Genomic DNA, 17,207 nt, shown 5'->3' on the forward strand with positions numbered 1-17,207 from the left:
GTTGTGAACTGGCGTGTATTGACCCAATCCTATACAGCTATCCCCATGATGCTGCTGGCCATCCTGGCGATGATGATACTGCCTCTGCCCGGTTGGCTGCTGGACGCCCTGTTCACCTTCAACATAGTGCTGGCGGTGCTGGTGCTGCTGGTCTCTGTCTCGGCCCGTCGCCCCCTCGATTTCTCCGTGTTCCCGACCGTGCTGCTGGTGGCCACCCTGATGCGGTTGTCCCTCAACGTCGCCTCCACCCGGGTGGTGCTGCTCCATGGTCATGAGGGCAACGAGGCCGCCGGCAAGGTCATCCAGGCCTTCGGGGAAGTGGTGATCGGTGGCAACTACGTGGTGGGTCTGGTGGTGTTCGTGATCCTGATGATCATCAACTTCGTGGTGATCACCAAGGGGGGGGAGCGGATCTCCGAAGTCTCCGCCCGCTTCACCCTGGATGCCATGCCGGGCAAGCAGATGGCCATAGATGCCGATCTCAACGCCGGGACCCTGGATCAGCACCAGGCCCGTGCCAGGCGGGAAGAGATCGCCAGGGAAGCGGACTTCTACGGCGCCATGGATGGGGCCTCCAAGTTTGTCCGTGGCGATGCCATCGCCGGCCTGCTGGTGCTGATCATCAACCTGGTGGGTGGTCTCGCCATAGGTATCTTCCAGCACTCGCTGCCGGTTTCCGATGCCTTCCGCATCTATGCCCTGCTTACCATAGGTGATGGTCTGGTCGCCCAGATCCCCTCCCTGCTGATGTCCACCGCGGCGGCCATCATAGTCACTCGCGTGAGTGACGAGGGAGAGATGTCGGATCAGGTCGGCCAGCAGATCCTGGCTTCTCCCCGGGTCATCTATACGGCGGCGACCATCATGCTGATCCTGGGCCTGGTGCCCGGCATGCCCATGCTGGCCTTCCTCAGCTTTGCCGCCGTGCTGGCCTGGACCGGCTGGAGCGTCAGCCAGCGCCGGGCAAAGGACCCTGCCCTGGATGCGGCCGAAGAGTTGACGAGGCAGATGGTGCAGCCGGAGCCGCAGGGGCTGGACTGGCAGGATCTGCCGCCGGTGGATGCAGTCGCCATCGAACTGGGCTATCGGCTGGTGCCGCTGGCCGAGGCAAACAAGGGGGCCGAGCTGCTCGCCCGGGTGCGCGGCATTCGCAAGACGCTCTCCGAGCAGTATGGTTTCCTGCTGCCCGAGATCCGGGTACGGGACAACCTGCAACTGCAACCGGACCAGTATCGCATCAAGCTGTCGGGCATCGCCCTGGCCACGGGGAATGTGGATTGCCAGCGGCTGATGGCCATCAGCAGCGGGGAGACCTATGGGGCCCTGGACGGCGAGCTGACCCAGGATCCGGCCTATGGCATGAACGCGGTCTGGATCTCGCCGGACAACAAGGCCAAGGCGCTCAACCTGGGTTACTCCGTGGTGGACTCCGCCACCGTCATCGCTACCCATGCCAGCAAGCTGCTCAGGGAGCAGCTCGATGGGCTCTTCGGTCATGACGAGGTGGGCAAGCTGGGCCAGTATCTGGCCACCCAGTCGCCCCGCCTGGCGGAAGAGCTCAATCTGGCCCTGACCCAGATGCAGCAACTGCGGGTCTTCCGTCAGTTGCTCAAGGAGCAGATCAGCCTCACCGATATCCGCACCATAGCCACCACCTTGCTGGATGCGAGCGAGCTGACCAAGGATCCTGTGCTGCTGGCCTCGGACGTGCGCTGCGCCCTCAAGCGTCAGATCGTCAGGCAGGCGATCGGATCCCGCGACATACTGGCGGCCTTCACCCTGGATGATCGGCTGGAGCAGACTCTGCTGACGGCAATGAATCAGTCCCAGCAGCAGGGAAAAATCCAGCTGGACAGCTTCCCGGTCGACCCGCAATTGCTGGCACAGTTGCAGCAGAACATGCCGCTGGTGAAGGAGCAGTTGCAGCAGCAGGGGTATGCGCCTGTGCTGGTGGTCATGCCCCAGCTCAGGCCGTTGATCGCCCGTTATGCCCGATCCTTTTCAAAGGGTCTCAAAGTGCTCTCTTATAACGAGATCCCGGAAGATTTGCGGGTCGAGGTAATTGGCACCCTGGGCTGAAGTGGAATTGCCACGCCCATATGCCGGCAGGAAGAGACTATTCCGCACATCTGCTTGAATTGTCATATAAAGCCGTTATGATGTGACGGCTTTTGACGCGACACAGACTGACAGTGAAAAAATAAAATAGAAACAGTCAGATGTGTCACATGGCTTAAGGACAACCAAGCCATGCCATCCTAATACGGGTCGTCGCATGATAAAGGCAAACTGAACTGAAAAGTCAGGACGCAAAGCCTCCGGTCTAACAGCATTGATGCTAATGATAGCGGGGTTACCAAGGCCATGATTCCAGCCTTGTTTTCATACCGATATAGGGTAAGTGCTCAATAAGAAGTGCTGCCCCGTCCTGGTGCGTTTTTATTTTTTGAGCGTCAGTTCTGTTGATTGATTCATGTGCAATCACAGGTTCGGGTTAATATGTTTTCTGATTTATCTATCAAGGAAAATTCAATACCCGTCGGTATTGAATCTCATGCTCATTTATTATTAGTTTCCTCTTCGTTATCAAATGGAGACGATGTTGAGGGAATATTGTTGAAGGCAGGCTATCGCGTTTCTTGCCTGAATTCTGTCCCGCTGGCCAAGCAATTTCTCTCTCACCATTCAGCGGATCTCGTGCTGCTCGACATGGCGGTCATGACCGAGGCCGGTCCCTCAATGGTGCAGGAGCTGGCGGGTACCGACTGCGTCATCCTGGTCAATGAGCACCAGGCCTATCTGGCGGCGGAGGCCATGCGGGCCGGCGCCATCGACTACATCATCAAGCCTTTCAGCCAGCGCCAGATCCTCGATGTGGTGAGGGGAGCCCTGCGCCTGCGTCAGGCCATTCCCAACCTGATCGCCACCTCGCCCCTGAGCCTGCAGGTCTTGCAGCTTGCCAGGCGGGCTGCCAAAACCTCGGCCACCATCCTCATCGGCGGCGAGTCGGGGACGGGCAAGGAGCGGCTGGCCCGCTACATCCACGAGATGTCCAGCCGGGCGGGCAAGCCCTTCGTGGCCATCAACTGTGCTGCCATCCCCGAAGCCATGCTCGAATCCATCCTGTTCGGACACAGCAAGGGGGCCTTTACCGGCGCGACCGCCAGCCAGCAGGGCAAGTTCGAGCTGGCCCAGGGGGGCACCCTGCTGCTCGACGAGATCTCCGAACTGCCGCTCGCATTGCAGGCCAAGTTGCTGCGGGTGCTGCAGGAGAAAGAGGTCGAGCGGCTGGGCAGCCATCAGGTGATTGCGCTGGATGTGCGGATCATCGCCGCCAGCAACAGAGACCTGAGGGAGCTGGTGTTGCAGGGGGAGTTTCGCGAGGACCTCTTCTACCGGCTCGATGTGCTGCCCATGAGCTGGCCTGCCCTGCGGGAGCGGCCGGACGACATACTGCCGCTGGCGGAGTACTTCATCGAGCGCTACGCCGCCCAGCAGGGGTATCGCCTCAGCGAGAGCGCCTGCAAGCAGCTGCTCTCCTATGACTGGCCGGGCAATGTGCGCGAACTGGACAACGTGATCCAGCGGGCACTAATTATGGCTCGCGGATTGCATATTCAGGCGGTCGATTTGATGCTGCCCCATTATGCCGTCGAAGCCGACAACCTGTTACCGCAGACGCTTGCGGCCCCGGAGGGGCTCAGCGAGACCAAACGGCATGCCGAATTTCAATTCGTCCTGGAGACGTTGCGCCGTTTTCGTGGTCACCGGACTCGTACGGCCGAAGCCCTTGGGATGACGACCCGGGCACTTAGATACAAGCTGGCTGCCATGCGCGAGCAGGGCATCGATGTCGAGCAGCAGATTCAAAACTAAGGGATAACCGAGTGAAGATTGAGATCATGTCATCACAGGTGACGCTCCTGCAGCAGATGCAGGAAATGCAGCGCGTCGCCAGTCACACCCCTTCCATCGAGCCTAACGACGCCTCGGCTGTCTCGTTCAGCGACGCCATGCGTGACGTCGTCGGCCGGGTCAACGAACAGCAGAATGTCGCGTCCAGACTGATGACCGCCGTCGACGCGGGTCAGAGCGACGATCTGGTGGGGGCCATGGTGGCCAGCCAGAAGGCAGGTCTCAGTTTTTCCGCCCTGATGCAGGTGCGCAACAAACTGATGACAGGCTTCGATGACATCATGCGCATGCCGCTCTGAGGGTAGGTCATGACTGAATTGGTATCATCCTCGCCGGGGGCGTCGGGCTCCCTGATCGCCCGGGTACAGGAAGGGATGCGCAACTGGCGCACCCTGTCCCGGGACAACAAATCCATCCTGACCATAGCGCTGCTTGCCGCCATAGTGGCGGGCACCATAGTGGTGATCCTCTGGACCTCCAGCAAGAACTATGTGCCCCTCTACGGCAAGCAGGAGCTCTACGACACCGCCAACATCATGGAGATGCTGGAGAAGGAGCAGGTGCCCTTCCGGCTGGAGAAAAGCTCGGGCCAGATCCTGGTGCCTGAGAGCCAGCTCGCCCACGTGCGCATGGCGCTGGCGGCGCGCGGGGTCAGGGCGGCCATGCCGGCCGGCCTCGAGGGGCTGGACACAGTGACCGGTCTTGGCACCAGCGAGTTCATGGAAGGGGCGCGCTACCGCCATGCCCTGGAAGGGGAGCTGGCCAGAACCATCATCTCGCTGGATGCGGTGCGCAGCGCCCGGGTGCATCTGGCCATCCCCAAGCGGACCCTGTTTGTCGGCCGTGACGAAGAGAAACCCAGCGCCTCTGTGATGCTGGATCTGCAACCCGGTCAGTCCATGGAGCCGGGTCAGGTCGAGGCCATCGCCAACCTGGTGGCGGGCAGCATCTCGGGCATGAAGCCCGGTGCCGTGACCATAGTGGATCAGGCGGGCCAATTGCTGAGTGCCGAGTTTGGCGACAAGGCGGGATTCGGCAAGCAGAGCGTCCAGCAGATGGAATACGTGCGCAAGCTGGAGCAGTACATCCGCCAGCGTGCCAGCGACATGCTCCATCCCATGCTGGGCACCGGCAACTTCCGGGTCCAGATCGCCGCTGACGTCAACTTCAACGCGGTGGAAGAGACCCAGCAGCAGCTGGATCCCAACGGTGTGGTGACCAAGGAATCCAACAAGTCCGACAAGACCATAGATGCCCTGGCGCTCGGCATCCCGGGGGCCCTGTCCAACCGTCCTCCCGAGACGGCGCCCCAGACAGAAGCGGCTGCCGAGGGGAATGCGGCGACGCCGGAGCCTGCCAAGAACGACACCCGCACCGAACGGCAGGAGGTCAGCAAGCAGTACGAGAACAGCCGCACCATAGTGCATACCCGCTATCAGCAGGGACGGCTGGAGCGGATGAACGTATCCATCTTGCTCAATCAGCAGAGCGGCCCCAAGGGGGGCTGGAGCGCCGAGCAGCTGGAGCAAATCCGCCAGATGGTGGAGCGCTCCGTCGGCTTTGACGGCGTGCGCGGCGATCAGATCAGCCTGCAGGTGTTCGACTTCACCGGCGCCGTGCCGGTGACGCCACCGGAATCGAGCTGGCTGGAGACCCCTTACTGGCAAGACTCCCTGCGCTACCTGGTGGGTGGTCTGCTGGGGCTGACCCTGGTGTTCTTCGGCATTCGCCCCCTGGTGAAGCACCTGGTGCGCACCCAGCAATATCCTGATGCCGAGCCGGAACAGGAGCAGGATGAAGAGCAGGAACCGACCATAGGTCTCTCCATGCGCCGTGACGGGGATGACGAGGCTGACGGCACCGCGGTTGGCAAGAACCTGCAGCAGGGGGAATACAAGCTGGAGCCCCAGTTCTCCTCGCTGGATCTGGAGGCGCTGCCGGAGCCTGGCTCCGAGCTGGAGGTACAGCTCAAGCACCTGCAACTGCTGGTGGATAAAGACACTGCCCGGGTGGCGGAAGTGGTCAGACAATGGGTGAGTGGCAATGAACAACGGTAATCTGAACCAGAGCGCGGTCGACATCGACATCGACAACCTCGAGAAGGCCGCCATCCTGCTGCTGAGCATGGGCACAGAGGCGGCCGCCAAGGTCATGCAGAAGCTGTCGCGGGACGAGGTGCAGCGCCTCATCTCCAAGATGGCGGGCCTCTCCGGCGTGAGCTCGATAGAGGCAAAGTGGACCCTGCAGCAGTTCTTCAACCAGTATCGCGAGCAGAGCGGCATCGGCAGCGCGTCTCGTGAGTACCTGGAGCAGACCCTGGATCTGGCGCTGGGTCAGCGCCTCTCCCGCAGCCTGCTCGACAGCCTCTACGGGGATGCGATGAGCCAGGACATCCAGCGCCTGCAATGGGTGCCCGCGGATGTCTTGGCCCGCTTCTTTCGCAACGAACACCCCCAGATGCAGGCGGTGCTGCTCGCCTTCCTGCCGCCCCAGACCGCCTCGGCCGTGCTCGATGCCCTGCCGGGGTCGGTCCATGACGATCTGCTGGTGCGGGTCGCCAGCCTCAGCTCGGTCAGCGAGCATGTGCTGGCCGAGTTGAGGCTGACCCTGGATCGCTGTCTCGCCTATGTGGCCGACCAGTCCGGCGCCAAGGTGAACGGGGTGCGCCAGGTGGCCGACATCCTCAACCGCTATCAGGGCGACAAGGAGCAGATGCTCTCCCTGTTGCGGGAACACGACGGCGACATGGCCCTCGAGATCGAGAAGAACATGTTCGACTTCATGGCTCTGCGTCGCCAGAGCGACGACACCCTGCAGCGTCTGGTGCAGGAGCTGCCGGCGGAGCTGCTGGCGCTGGCCCTGAAGAATACCGACGCCGGTTTTCGCAAGGTGGTGCTGGGGGCCATGCCGAAGCGGATGGCACAGGCACTGGAAGCCCAGATCCAGGATCAGGGCAGCGTCTCCCTGCGCAAGGTGGAGCAGGCCAGGGAAGAGGTGATGCAACTGGTGCGGGAACTGGTGGAGCAGGGCGAGATCGAGTTCCAGCTGTTCGAAGAAGCCACCGTCAGCTAACAGGAGACAGGCATGAGTCAGCATGTTCGCAAACTGGCGGCCGGTGCCACCCGTCTCTACCGTTTCCCGGCACTGGGACAGAGCGGGGAAGAGGCCAGGAGCCAGCAGGAAGAGTTCGAATACGGCTATCAGCAGGGGCTGGAGCAGGGGCAGGCCGAAGGGTATCAGGCCGGCTACCAGCAGGGGCTGACCAGCGGCCTGATTGAGGGGGAGGCCAAGGGCCTGCAACAGGGACAGGTGCGTGGCCTGGCCCAGGGGCTGGCCGAGGGACGTGCCTCCTTCGATCAGGCCATGGTCCCCTTTGCCAAGCTGCAGCTGCAGTGGGAGTCCCTGACCCGGGCCCGGATGCTGGAGCAGAAGGCGTTGATCGCCCAGCTGGTCGCCCAGGTGGCCAAGCGGGTGATCCAGGCCGAGTTCACCCTCAACCCGCAACAGGTTCTCCAGCAGGTCGAACAGGCCATGGCGACCCTGCCGAGCGAGTCGGAAGATCTGGTGATCTACCTCAATGAGGGGGACAGACAGCGGCTGGCCGAGCAGGGGGTGACCCGCTGCGAGAAGTGGCCGCTGCAGGTGGATGGGGCCCTGGGGGTCGGTGACGCCCGGATCGAGACCCGGGCCGCGGTGATAGAGATCAACACGGGGGAGCGGCTCGGTCGTTGCATCGAGCAGCTCAACCAGACCCTGGAACTGCCTCGGGATGCATGAGGCATTGCAGCAGGCGCTGACCTCGGCGCTGGACAGCCTGGACGAGATCCCGGGCTTTCGTCGTTATGGCCGCCTGGTGCGCGTCACCGGGCTGACCCTGGAAGTGGTGGGCTGCCAGCTGGTGATGGGACAGCGCTGCCGGGTGGAAACGGCAACGGGTGACGCCCTGCTGGCCGAGGTGGTCGGCTTCAACCGCGACATATCCTATCTGATGCCCCTGCAACCCATGAGCGGCCTCTATGCCGGTGCCCGGGTGCTGCCCATCGACGGGGAGGAGACCATAGTGGTCGGCGAGCACTTGCTCGGCCGGGTGCTGGACGGTCTGCTGCATCCCCTGGACGGTCGTCCGCTGTCAGAGGAAGGAGAGCGGGTTCCCCTGTTCTCTTCCCCCCCCAACCCCCTGCTGCGCACCCCGGTGCGCGAACCCCTGGATGTGGGCATCCGCGCCATCAACGGCCTGCTGACGGTCGGCAAGGGCCAGCGACTGGGGCTGTTTGCCGGCTCGGGGGTGGGCAAGAGCATGCTGCTCGGCATGATGACCCGCAATACCAGCGCCCAGATAGTGGTGGTGGGGCTCATCGGCGAGCGGGGCCGTGAGGTGCGGGAGTTCATCGAACACAGCCTGGGAACAGAGGGGCTGGCCCGCGCCGTGGTGATCGCGGCTCCCGCGGATCAATCCCCCCTGATGCGCCTGCGGGCCGCCCAGCTGTGCCACCGCATCGCCGAGTATTTCCGTGAGCAGGGTCAGGACGTGCTGCTGCTGATGGACTCCCTGACCCGCTATGCCCAGGCCCAGCGGGAGATAGCCCTGGCGATCGGAGAGCCGCCCGCCACCCGTGGCTATCCGCCCTCGGTGTTCAGCATGCTGACCCAGCTGGTGGAGCGGGCGGGCAACGGCACCCGTACCGACGGCAGCCTGAGCGCCTTCTACACAGTGCTGGCGGAGGGGGATGATCAGCAGGATCCCGTGGTGGATGCCGCCAGGGCCATTCTCGATGGACACATAGTGCTGACGCGGCGGCTGGCGGAGGAGGGGCACTACCCCGCCATCGACATCGGCGCCTCGGTGAGCCGGGTCATGCCGCAGGTGGTGCCCCAGGAGTGGCAGGGGCTGGCGGTGAACCTGCGCCAGCTGTGGGGTCGCTATCAGCAGGTGCGCGAGCTGTTGCCCCTTGGCGGCTACCAGCCCGGCGCCGATCCCCAGATGGACGAAGCCGTGCAGCGCTATCCCGCCATCGCCAGCTTCCTGCAGCAGGGCATCCATGAAGAGACCCCCATCACCCAGGTGGTGAGCGGCCTCAAGCAAGTGCTTGGCAGAGCCTAAGGACGCCCCATGCTGAAATCCTACCTCGGGTTGCAACAGGATGCCTTGGATACCATGGGCAAGGAGCGGCAGCGGCTGCGCGATTTGGCCATGCGTGAAGAGTTGCGTGCCGTGAAATTGAAAGAGGTGATCGATACCCTGCAACCGGGCTCGGCCAGCTTCCACCCCCTGCTGTGGCAGAACAAGCAGCAGATGCAGGGGCAACTGCGCCACCTGCTGGATCACCAGGTGCAGCAGTCCGCCTTGGCCAGCCTGGATCTGGCGCGCCACGAGGGACAACTGCTCAAGCAGTTTGGCCGGGTCAAGGGGCTGGAGCTGTTGCTGGACAAGCGGGATCTGGCGGCGCGCCAGCGGCAGGAGTCAGGGGAGCAGCGGCAACTGGACGAGCTCGCCAGCCTGCGTCATCGCACCCTGCAGGGGGGCTGACGATTCAGTCGGGGAAGCGTTCCTGCCTGCCATAGGATGACTCCTGGCCCAGCAGGGTGTTGATCGTTTCGATCTGGCCGGCCAGCAGGCGTCCGTTGAGTTCGTTCTGTCGCCGGCACTGCTGCAACAGCCACTCGAGGCGCTGCCATTGCTCGCCGACGCGCTGTTGCAGCGGGGAGGGCAGCCTGGTGATGAGCGTCGCCATGCCCTGCTCGTCGGGTTTGAGCCCGAGCGCCAGCAGGTGCTGACAGCGTTGCTGGGCCTGTTGCTGGATGTCGGCCATCAGCCGGGTCTGCTGCCGGTTGTGCCCGGTCAACCCGTCGACATCGTGGCTGGCCAGCAGAGAGTGCTGGTTGAGCAGCAACTGCTGCAGATCGGCGTAGCGGCCGCAGTCCTGCTGGATGCCGATGATCAGCTCCTTGACCCTCAGCTTGGGGGCCATGCTCATCGGCGGTGCATGTCCAGGATGGCCTGGCTCAGGGCATCCATGTCGAGCTCGAGCCGGCCCTCGCTGATGGCCTGGCGGATCTGGTTTACCTTCTCCATGTCCACGTCGGAAGTGGATGCCAGCTGGGACCTTGCCTGATTGATGCTCTGGGCCGTGCTGCTGATCAGGGCATCCCCCTGGCCGGCCCGTGGCTGCGCCGTGGCCGCCGACTCCGGCTTGCGCTGCTGCTGGGGTTGAACATAGATAGGGTCGGTGCGTGTGATTTTCATAACGTCAATTCCTGATGGTCTATCTGTGACAGGCGACCCGTAGGCGGCCGAACTTGAATCAAACTCCTCCTTCTGGCTAAAAACGGGTTTCGACTTCCCCCTTGTCGATCACCCAGGCCTGGATCTCCTTGCCCGAGCTGAGGTTTCTGACCCTGACCCCCTCGCCAATGGCGGCATTGGTCAGCGCAGTGCCACGGGTGGTGGCGGAAAAGCCCTGCTGGCCCGCCCTGATCAATACCCCTTCCCCCGCCCGGACGGCCCAGGCCAGCTGCAAGTCAAGTTCCCCTATCAGCTGGCCCATCCTGAGATGGCGGGTACTCTTGCTGCCCACCAGGGACTCATTGCTTGGGACGAAACCCCGCTGCAACCGGCTGACGTCGAGGGACTTCTCGAGCAGATCCCCCGGCCCTATGGTCTGCCCTTTCTGGATCTCCTGCGCCGTCACCCAGACCGGCAGCATCAGGGTGACCTCCACCCGGGCCCTGAGCTGCCAGGCCGGCTCGGTGCACTCCACCAGATAGGGGCGCCGCCCCCAGGGTTGGCGATACTGCCCGCCCGCCTGGTACCGCACCGCCTGCTGGCAGGGGGGAAGATGGGCCACAGCGGGGGAGAGCCAGACCTGGTAGTCGGCCCGGGTATCCGGCCAGCCCTGTTGCTGCAGATAGTCGCGCAGGGCCAGCGTCGCATCTTCCTTGAGTCCGTCGGTCAGCCGTTGCCCCAGCGGTTCGGGCTCTGCCCGCAGGGGCAGCGCCAGGATCAGCAGGGCGAGCAGGCCACCCCGCTTCCATGTGGGAAACAACGCTTCCCCTTTTGCCAGCGCCCCCGGCCGTTGTCTATGCCCCGACCAGCGGAAATAACGGGTTTTCACGATTGGCATGAGTCTTGATAAAGGATGCACTGGTCTGACTGGTTCACAAGAAGGATGAAGCATGAGTATCTCATTTGACAGCGCGCTTGGCGTGCACCCCTATGCCCTCGATGTGCGGGCGGACAGAGCCCGTATTCTGGCAGGGAACTTGGCCAATGTGGATACCCCAGGCTATCTGGCGCGGGATGTCGACTACAAGTCGATCCTCGGTCGCGTCGCCCGGCAGGTCGCGGCGGGCGAGCAGGGAAGTGCCATCAGCCAGGGCGAGACCGACATGCAGCATCCCCTCTATCGCATTCCTTACCAGGTCTCCATGGACGGCAACACCGCCGAACTCAGCGTGGAGCAGAGCAAGTTTGCCAGCAACGCCACCGACTTTCAGACCAGCCTCACCTTCTTGAATATGAAAATCACCGGGATCGCCAAGGCGATCGAGGGCCGCTAATCATGTCGTTCAATCGCATCTATGACATCGCCGGCAGTGCCATGCGGGCGCAAACCGTCCGCCTCGACACCGTCGCCTCCAACCTCGCCAACGTCGACAGCGCAGCCGGCAGCGAAGATGCCGCGTTCCGGGCCATCAAGCCGGTCTTCTCCACCCTCTACCAACGGGTGCAGGATGCCGAGGGGCTCGGCGCCGCCCAGGTACAGATCGCCGGCATAGTGCAGTCGGACCGCCAGGTGGAGAAGCGCCTCGAGCCGACCAACCCCCTGGCCGATGGGGACGGCTTCGTTTACTACTCCAACGTCAATGCGGTGGAGGAGATGGCGGACATGATGAGTGCCTCCCGGGGATTCGAGACCTCGGTCGAGGTGATCAACCGCATCAACAGCATGCAGCAAGGGCTGCTGCGTCTTGGCCAGGGGGCATAAATGAGCCTGCCACAGGTCAGCGGTCTGGATACCGCCCGCAGTGCCAGCCAGTACTCGGCGACGCCCGATATCGCCAGCAACAACACGACTGCCGGTCAGGGCGTGCAGCTGCGCAACGAATTCCTGCAGATGATGGTGGCCCAGATCCAGAACCAGGATCCGACCAACCCGCTGGACGGGGCCCAGTACGTCACCCAACTGGCGCAGTTCAGCATGGTGGAGGGGGTGGAAGGGCTCAAGGTGTTGCAACAGAAGTCCATCAACATGATGGATACCCAGCAGGTGCTGCAGAGCACTGGTCTGGTCGGCCAGGAAGTGATGGTGCCGAGCCAGACCCTGGAGCAGCAGAAAGAGGGCGCCATCCGCGGTCAGGTGGAGCTGGCCGGTGCGGCCGATACGGTCGAGCTGAAGGTGTACGACAAGCACGGCACCCTGGTCGCGACCAAGGGCTGGGGCGAGAGCAAGGCGGGGGCGCTGGATTATGCGCTGCCGACCCTGCCCGCCGGTGAATACAGCTTCGAGGTGAAGGCCTCCCTCGCCGGGGTTGCCACCACTACCAAGAATTACGTGGCCAGCGAGGTTGAACGGGTCAACCTGCCGGGCACGGGCGAGATCATGTTGCAAGTGGCGGGCGTGGGGGATGTTCCCCTGTTCAGCGCCGTCCAGTTCGGCAAGTCGGCGTAATCAGATAGGAGCGAAACTGTGTCTTTTAGTATCGGACTGAGCGGCCTGCGCGCCGTCAACCAGGAATTGAGTGTCATCAGCAACAACGTGGCCAACGCCAGCACCGCCGGCTTCAAGTCCAGCCGTGCCGAGTTTGCCGCCATCTACGGCGGCGGCCAGGCCGGTGGCGTGGAGATGAACAACGTCTCCCAGAACTTCGATCGCAACGGCGACGTGACCCGGACCGGGCGCGGGCTGGACCTGGCGATCTCCGGCAACGGCTTCTTCGTGCTCAAGGATGGCAACGGCCAGACCTCCTACACCCGGGCTGGCATGTTCCAGCGGGATGCCAGCAACTATCTGACCACCGCCAGCGGCACCCGCCTGCAGGGCTACACCACCAACGAAGCCGGTGAGTTGCAGTCTGGCGTGGTGGGGGACATCCAGGTCAAGACCGGCAGCCTGCCCGCCAAGCCGTCCGACAGCCTGGAGTTCGTGGCCAACCTCAAGGCGGATGCCAGTGTCATCGATCAGGCCGTGCATCCCTTCGATCCCGCCAAGTCCGACAGCTTCAGCTACTCCCAGTCCAGCAAGGTCTATGACTCCCTCGGGGTCGAGCACACCGTCACCCAGTATTTCGTGAAGACGGGTGACAACAGCTGGCAGGTCAATTACGCCTTCAACGGCGCCAAGACCGGTACCCCGGTGGCCATGGAGTTCAATACTAACGGCACCCTGAAGACGCCGACAACGGCCCCTGTGCTGAACCTGGCCCCCGCCGGCGCCGAGCCCATCAGCCTCAAAGCCGATCTGGCCAAGGTCAGCCAGTATGCCTCCGACTTCAACGCCACCCGCAACCAGTCCAACGGCTATACCTCCGGGGATCTGACCGGGGTGCGGGTGGATGCGGACGGCGGTGTCTACGCCACCTTCACCAACGGCCAGAGCCTGCTCCAGGGCCAGGTGGTGATGGCAAACTTCACCAACCCCAACGGCCTGCTGCAGACCAACAACACCACCTGGCAGCAGTCGTTCAGCTCGGGCCAGCCGGTGCTGGGCGCGCCGGGCACCGGGACCCTGGGCGGTCTGACGGCAGGGGCCTATGAGGCATCCAACGTCGATCTGACGGGTGAACTGGTGAGCCTGATGACCTCCCAGCGCAACTATCAGGCCAACGCCAAGACCATCAGCTCGGCTGACAAGATGACCCAGGTTCTCTTCAACTCCTTCTAAGGCGTGATGCGTGGAAAAGCTTATCTATACCGCCATGTCGGGGGCGCAACATACCCTGATGGCCCAGCAAATCCGGGCCAACAACCTGGCCAACGTCAACACCGCCGGTTTTCGGGCCGACTTCGAGCGGGCCTCCGCCTATGCCCTGGCCGGCGACGGCTATCAGAGCCGGGTGATGGCCCGGGAGGAGCAGGCGGGGACTGACTTTCGGGCGGGTGCCCTGATGCAGACCGGCCGCAAGCTGGATGTGGCGGTACGAGGTGAAGGCTTCATCACTGTGCAGACCGCCGATGGCAAGGAGGCCTACACCCGTGCCGGCAACCTGGAGGTGGATGGTGAGGGGCTCTTGACCCTCAACGGCCGCCCCGTGCTCGGGGACGGCGGCGAGATGGTGCTGCCTGCCTATCGGGACCTGAGCTTTGGCAAGGATGGCTCCCTCAGCATCACTCCGCCCGGCGGTGGCGCCCGGCTGGACGTGGGTCGCCTCAAGCTGGTCAATCCGGATCCGACCGATCTGGTCAAGGGGCCGGATGGCCTGTTCCGTCAGCGTCAGGGCGGGGATGCGGAGATCAGCGAGCAGGTGGTGCTGGCCTCGGGCTTCCTCGAGGGGGCGAACGTGAACGCGGTGGATGAGCTTATCAGCAGCATGTCCCTGACCCGCAACTTCGAGTTGCAGGTCAAGTTGATGAAGACGGCGGACGATCAGGCCAGGCAGGGCGCCCGGCTGATCTCGGGCCAGGGCTGACGGCATTGAAGACGGTGGCCCCGGCCGACCGTGAACAAGAGTTGATGGGGCGCGTCAGCGCTCCCGAATGAATCGGTGGAGAGACGAAGATGCATGCAGCGCTTTGGGTGAGTAAAACGGGTCTGTCGGCACAAGATGCCAAGATGGCCAGCATTTCCAACAACCTGGCCAACGTCAACACGGTCGGTTTCAAGCGCGATCGGGTGGCGTTCGAAGATCTCTTCTATCAGGTGCAGCGCCAGCCAGGGGCCCAGCAGGATCAGCAGAACCTGTCCCCCATCGGCATCCAGATGGGTAACGGTGTGCGGGTGGTCGGCACTCAGAAGGTGTTTACCCCGGGTCAGTTCCAGAACACCAATCAGGAGCTGGACATGGCGGTGGTCGGTGCCGGCTTCTTCGGGGTCGAGCGCCCGGATGGCGAGACGGCCTATACCCGCAATGGTCAGTGGCACCGCAACGCGGAAGGCTTGCTGGTCAACTCAGACGGCCTGCCCATGCTGCCGCAGATCCAGATCCCGGACAACGCCACCAAGATCGCCATCGGCACCGACGGCACTGTGAGTGCCACCCTGCCGGGCCAGCAGGAGAACGTCGAGCTGGGACGCATCACCCTGACCAACTTTTCCAACCCGGCCGGTCTGGAAGCCCTGGGGGGCAACCTCTATCGGGCGACCGGCGCCTCCGGTGAAGCCATCGAAGGGGTGCCGGGGGAAGAGGCCATGGGGGCCATCAAGCAGTTCACCCTGGAGAGCTCCAACGTCAACGTGGTGGAGGAGATGGTGGACATGATCACCACCCAGCGCGCCTACGAGATGAATGCCAAGGTGGTCTCCTCCGCGGATCAGATGCTCAAGTTCGTGACCCAGGCGTTGTGATGATGAGGGCGATGTGGCGTTGTGTCGTGTTCAGCCTGTTGCTGGGGGGCTGCTCCACCTATGAACTGCAGGCTCCCGAGCCCGGTGACGAGAAGTGGGCGCCCTCCCGCTCCCAGATGACGAAGTCAGGGGTGGGGGAGGATGGCAGCCTCTACCGTGGCGACTACATGATGACCCTGTTTCAGGATCGCCGGGCCTATCGCATCGGCGACATCCTGACCGTGATGCTGGAAGAGCGGACCCAGTCCAGCAAGAAAGCCAACACCAGCATGAACAAGAACAGCAGCCTCAATGTGCCGGCCCCCTCCATCGGCGGCGTGTCGCGGCCCGACTGGGGCGCCTCCGTCACGGCGGATCGGGACTTCGATGGCGGTGCCACCTCCAGCCAGCAGAACACCCTGGCGGGGGCCATCACGGTCACCGTGGCCGAGGTGATGCCCAACGGGGTGCTGGGGATCCGGGGGGAGAAGTGGATCCGCCTCAACCAGGGGGATGAGTACATCCGTCTGGGGGGCATGGTGCGGGTCGAGGACATCGATCAGAGCAACCGCATCTCTTCCCAGCGCATCGCCGACGCCCGCATCACCTACGCGGGTCGCGGTGCCCTCGCCGACAGCAACCAGATGGGCTGGCTGTCGCGCTTCTTCAGCTCCGCCTTCGCCCCCTTGTGAGGATTTCGATGAACAGATGGTATATCGCCTTGCTCTGCCTCTCCCTGTCTGGGGTGGCAGGGGCGGCCGCACCCGCCAAACGGGCCCTACTGGACATCGCCGACGTGCAGGGGATGAGAACCAACCAGCTGGTGGGTTATGGCCTGGTGGTCGGCCTCTCCGGCACCGGGGATCGCAGCCAGGTCAAGTTTACCGGCCAGTCCATGACCAACATGCTCAAGCAGTTCGGTGTGCAGCTGCCCGATGACATCGACCCCAAGCTCAAGAACGTGGCCGCTGTCTCGGTGCAGGCGACCCTGCCTGCCCTGGCGGGCAAGGGGCAGCTGGTGGACGTGACGGTCACCTCCATCGGCGATGCCAAGAGCCTGCGAGGCGGCTCCCTGCTGCTGACGCCCATGCGCGGCATCGACGGCGAGGTCTATGCGGTTGCCCAGGGTAACCTGGTGGTGGCCGGGGTCAAGGCGGAGGGCCAGTCCGGCTCGTCCGTCACCATCAATGTGCCGACGGCGGGCATCATCCCCAATGGCGCCATCATAGAGCGGGAGGCGGCCAGCAACTTCTCGGACAAGCCCGAGGTCACCCTCAACCTGCATCAGCCGAATTTCAAGACGGCTCGCAACGTGGAGCGGGAGATCAACCGTCAGCTCGGCCCCGTGGCCAAGGCGGTCAGCGCCGGACGCATCCAGATTGCGGCGCCCCGCGACGAGAGCCAGCGCATCTCCTTCATGGCCCTGCTGCAGGATATCCAGGTGGACATGGGCAAGGAGCGACCCAGGGTGGTCTTCAACAGCCGCACCGGCACAGTGGTGATGGGGCAGGGGGTCAAGGTGCGCAAGGCCGCGGTTAGCCACGGCAGCCTGACGGTGACCATAGGGGAGAGCCAGACGGTCAGTCAGCCCAATGCCTTCTCCAACGGCCGGACCACCACCACGCCCAACTCTCAGGTTCAGGTTGACCGGGAGCGCAACAACATGTTTGTCTGGCCCGATGGCACCTCCCTGGAGGTGATCGTCAAGGCAGTGAATTCCCTGGGGGCGACCCCGGACGATGTCATGGCCATCCTGCAAGCCCTCGACGAGGCGGGAGCCCTCGAAGGCGAGCTGGTGGTCATCTAAGGATC

The 17,207-nt window shown here is 63.4% G+C and carries 19 protein-coding genes and 1 riboswitch; of the genes, 16 read left to right on the forward strand and 3 right to left on the reverse strand.

From position 1 onward, the window contains the following. The first annotated feature begins 3 nt into the window (after nt 1-3). The 8 genes from lfhA (at nt 4) to lfiJ (ending at nt 9,442) form a co-directional block, all read left to right on the forward strand. Entirely contained in the window at nt 4-2,079 is a 2,076-nt protein-coding gene (lfhA, locus tag AC1IN8_RS12150) for a lateral flagellar biosynthesis protein LfhA (protein WP_025328501.1), read from the forward strand. A gap of 194 nt (nt 2,080-2,273) precedes the next feature. Then, a riboswitch (cyclic di-GMP riboswitch) is annotated at nt 2,274-2,361 on the forward strand. A 252-nt stretch (nt 2,362-2,613) separates the two neighbouring features. After that, on the forward strand, nt 2,614-3,876 hold the full coding sequence (gene lafK, locus AC1IN8_RS12155; protein WP_282101134.1) for a lateral flagellar response regulator transcription factor LafK: 1,263 nt from the start codon (nt 2,614-2,616) through the stop codon (nt 3,874-3,876). Between the two features lie 11 nt (nt 3,877-3,887). Beyond that, on the forward strand, nt 3,888-4,214 hold the full coding sequence (lfiE, locus tag AC1IN8_RS12160) for a lateral flagellar hook-basal body complex protein LfiE (protein WP_025328499.1): 327 nt from the start codon (nt 3,888-3,890) through the stop codon (nt 4,212-4,214). Nucleotides 4,215-4,232: 18 nt separating this feature from the next. Then, nucleotides 4,233-5,972 carry a lateral flagellar M-ring protein FliFL gene (gene fliFL, locus AC1IN8_RS12165; RefSeq protein ID WP_479759208.1) on the forward strand — a complete coding sequence of 580 codons (1,740 nt, stop codon included), beginning with the start codon at nt 4,233-4,235 and terminating at the stop codon, nt 5,970-5,972. Next, nucleotides 5,959-6,987 (forward strand): lateral flagellar motor switch protein FliGL, encoded by a 1,029-nt coding sequence (gene fliGL / locus AC1IN8_RS12170; RefSeq protein WP_139438861.1) that lies wholly within the window; start codon nt 5,959-5,961, stop codon nt 6,985-6,987. Before fliFL ends, fliGL begins: the two co-directional genes overlap by 14 nt. 12 nt (nt 6,988-6,999) lie before the next feature. Further along, the gene (gene lfiH, locus AC1IN8_RS12175) at nt 7,000-7,692 is read left to right on the forward strand and encodes a lateral flagellar assembly protein FliH (RefSeq protein ID WP_139438859.1); all 693 of its coding nucleotides are present in this window, start codon (nt 7,000-7,002) and stop codon (nt 7,690-7,692) included. Beyond that, the gene (lfiI, locus tag AC1IN8_RS12180; RefSeq protein ID WP_247625391.1) at nt 7,685-9,016 is read left to right on the forward strand and encodes a flagellar protein export ATPase FliI; all 1,332 of its coding nucleotides are present in this window, start codon (nt 7,685-7,687) and stop codon (nt 9,014-9,016) included. Before lfiH ends, lfiI begins: the two co-directional genes overlap by 8 nt. 9 nt (nt 9,017-9,025) lie before the next feature. Further along, nucleotides 9,026-9,442 carry a lateral flagellar protein LfiJ gene (gene lfiJ / locus AC1IN8_RS12185; protein ID WP_479758944.1) on the forward strand — a complete coding sequence of 139 codons (417 nt, stop codon included), beginning with the start codon at nt 9,026-9,028 and terminating at the stop codon, nt 9,440-9,442. 4 nt (nt 9,443-9,446) lie between these two features. Here lfiJ and lfgN read toward each other — a convergent pair whose 3' ends face one another. From lfgN to lfgA, 3 genes are all read right to left on the reverse strand, one after another. Beyond that, nucleotides 9,447-9,890: a lateral flagellar protein LfgN gene (lfgN, locus tag AC1IN8_RS12190; RefSeq protein WP_479758945.1), complete on the reverse strand. Its 444-nt coding sequence runs from the start codon at nt 9,888-9,890 to the stop codon at nt 9,447-9,449. Then, the gene (gene flgM / locus AC1IN8_RS12195) at nt 9,887-10,159 is read right to left on the reverse strand and encodes a flagellar biosynthesis anti-sigma factor FlgM (protein ID WP_025328492.1); all 273 of its coding nucleotides are present in this window, start codon (nt 10,157-10,159) and stop codon (nt 9,887-9,889) included. The genes lfgN and flgM overlap by 4 nt, the downstream gene beginning before the upstream one ends. Nucleotides 10,160-10,235: 76 nt before the next feature. After that, nucleotides 10,236-10,958: a lateral flagellar basal body P-ring formation protein LfgA gene (lfgA, locus tag AC1IN8_RS12200; RefSeq protein WP_479758946.1), complete on the reverse strand. Its 723-nt coding sequence runs from the start codon at nt 10,956-10,958 to the stop codon at nt 10,236-10,238. A gap of 130 nt (nt 10,959-11,088) precedes the next feature. On the opposite strand from lfgA, the gene lfgB reads away from it, so the two are divergent. The 8 genes from lfgB (at nt 11,089) to fgIL (ending at nt 17,202) form a co-directional block, all read left to right on the forward strand. Further along, nucleotides 11,089-11,472 (forward strand): lateral flagellar basal body rod protein LfgB, encoded by a 384-nt coding sequence (lfgB, locus tag AC1IN8_RS12205; protein WP_025328490.1) that lies wholly within the window; start codon nt 11,089-11,091, stop codon nt 11,470-11,472. Nucleotides 11,473-11,474: 2 nt separating this feature from the next. After that, complete coding sequence (gene flgCL / locus AC1IN8_RS12210) at nt 11,475-11,900, forward strand: lateral flagellar basal body rod protein FlgCL (protein WP_025328489.1); 426 nt, start codon at nt 11,475-11,477, stop codon at nt 11,898-11,900. Beyond that, entirely contained in the window at nt 11,901-12,584 is a 684-nt protein-coding gene (locus AC1IN8_RS12215) for a flagellar hook assembly protein FlgD (protein ID WP_139438943.1), read from the forward strand. Between the two features lie 18 nt (nt 12,585-12,602). After that, nucleotides 12,603-13,796, forward strand: coding sequence for a lateral flagellar hook protein FlgEL (gene flgEL, locus AC1IN8_RS12220; RefSeq protein WP_265435640.1), 1,194 nt, complete (start codon nt 12,603-12,605; stop codon nt 13,794-13,796). A 10-nt stretch (nt 13,797-13,806) separates the two neighbouring features. Further along, on the forward strand, nt 13,807-14,541 hold the full coding sequence (gene lfgF, locus AC1IN8_RS12225) for a lateral flagellar basal-body rod protein LfgF (RefSeq protein ID WP_479758947.1): 735 nt from the start codon (nt 13,807-13,809) through the stop codon (nt 14,539-14,541). An 89-nt stretch (nt 14,542-14,630) separates the two neighbouring features. Further along, nucleotides 14,631-15,416 carry a lateral flagellar basal-body rod protein LfgG gene (lfgG, locus tag AC1IN8_RS12230; protein ID WP_025328485.1) on the forward strand — a complete coding sequence of 262 codons (786 nt, stop codon included), beginning with the start codon at nt 14,631-14,633 and terminating at the stop codon, nt 15,414-15,416. Further along, on the forward strand, nt 15,416-16,087 hold the full coding sequence (gene flgH, locus AC1IN8_RS12235; RefSeq protein WP_025328484.1) for a flagellar basal body L-ring protein FlgH: 672 nt from the start codon (nt 15,416-15,418) through the stop codon (nt 16,085-16,087). Before lfgG ends, flgH begins: the two co-directional genes overlap by 1 nt. Before the next feature lie 8 nt (nt 16,088-16,095). After that, complete coding sequence (gene fgIL / locus AC1IN8_RS12240) at nt 16,096-17,202, forward strand: lateral flagellar basal body P-ring FlgIL (protein WP_139438950.1); 1,107 nt, start codon at nt 16,096-16,098, stop codon at nt 17,200-17,202. Nucleotides 17,203-17,207 lie beyond the last annotated feature (5 nt).

This window comes from Aeromonas sp. 130281 (assembly GCF_056642115.1).

Coding starts and splice junctions, on each gene's coding strand:
- fliGL (WP_139438861.1), top strand. CDS start 5,959: ATGAACAACGGTAATCTGAACCAGAGCGCGGTCGACATCGACATCGAC.
- lfiH (WP_139438859.1), top strand. CDS start 7,000: ATGAGTCAGCATGTTCGCAAACTGGCGGCCGGTGCCACCCGTCTCTAC.
- lfiI (WP_247625391.1), top strand. CDS start 7,685: ATGCATGAGGCATTGCAGCAGGCGCTGACCTCGGCGCTGGACAGCCTG.
- lfiJ (WP_479758944.1), top strand. CDS start 9,026: ATGCTGAAATCCTACCTCGGGTTGCAACAGGATGCCTTGGATACCATG.
- lfgN (WP_479758945.1), bottom strand. CDS start 9,890: ATGAGCATGGCCCCCAAGCTGAGGGTCAAGGAGCTGATCATCGGCATC.
- flgM (WP_025328492.1), bottom strand. CDS start 10,159: ATGAAAATCACACGCACCGACCCTATCTATGTTCAACCCCAGCAGCAG.
- lfgB (WP_025328490.1), top strand. CDS start 11,089: ATGAGTATCTCATTTGACAGCGCGCTTGGCGTGCACCCCTATGCCCTC.
- flgCL (WP_025328489.1), top strand. CDS start 11,475: ATGTCGTTCAATCGCATCTATGACATCGCCGGCAGTGCCATGCGGGCG.
- AC1IN8_RS12215 (WP_139438943.1), top strand. CDS start 11,901: ATGAGCCTGCCACAGGTCAGCGGTCTGGATACCGCCCGCAGTGCCAGC.
- lfgG (WP_025328485.1), top strand. CDS start 14,631: ATGCATGCAGCGCTTTGGGTGAGTAAAACGGGTCTGTCGGCACAAGAT.
- flgH (WP_025328484.1), top strand. CDS start 15,416: ATGATGAGGGCGATGTGGCGTTGTGTCGTGTTCAGCCTGTTGCTGGGG.
- fgIL (WP_139438950.1), top strand. CDS start 16,096: ATGAACAGATGGTATATCGCCTTGCTCTGCCTCTCCCTGTCTGGGGTG.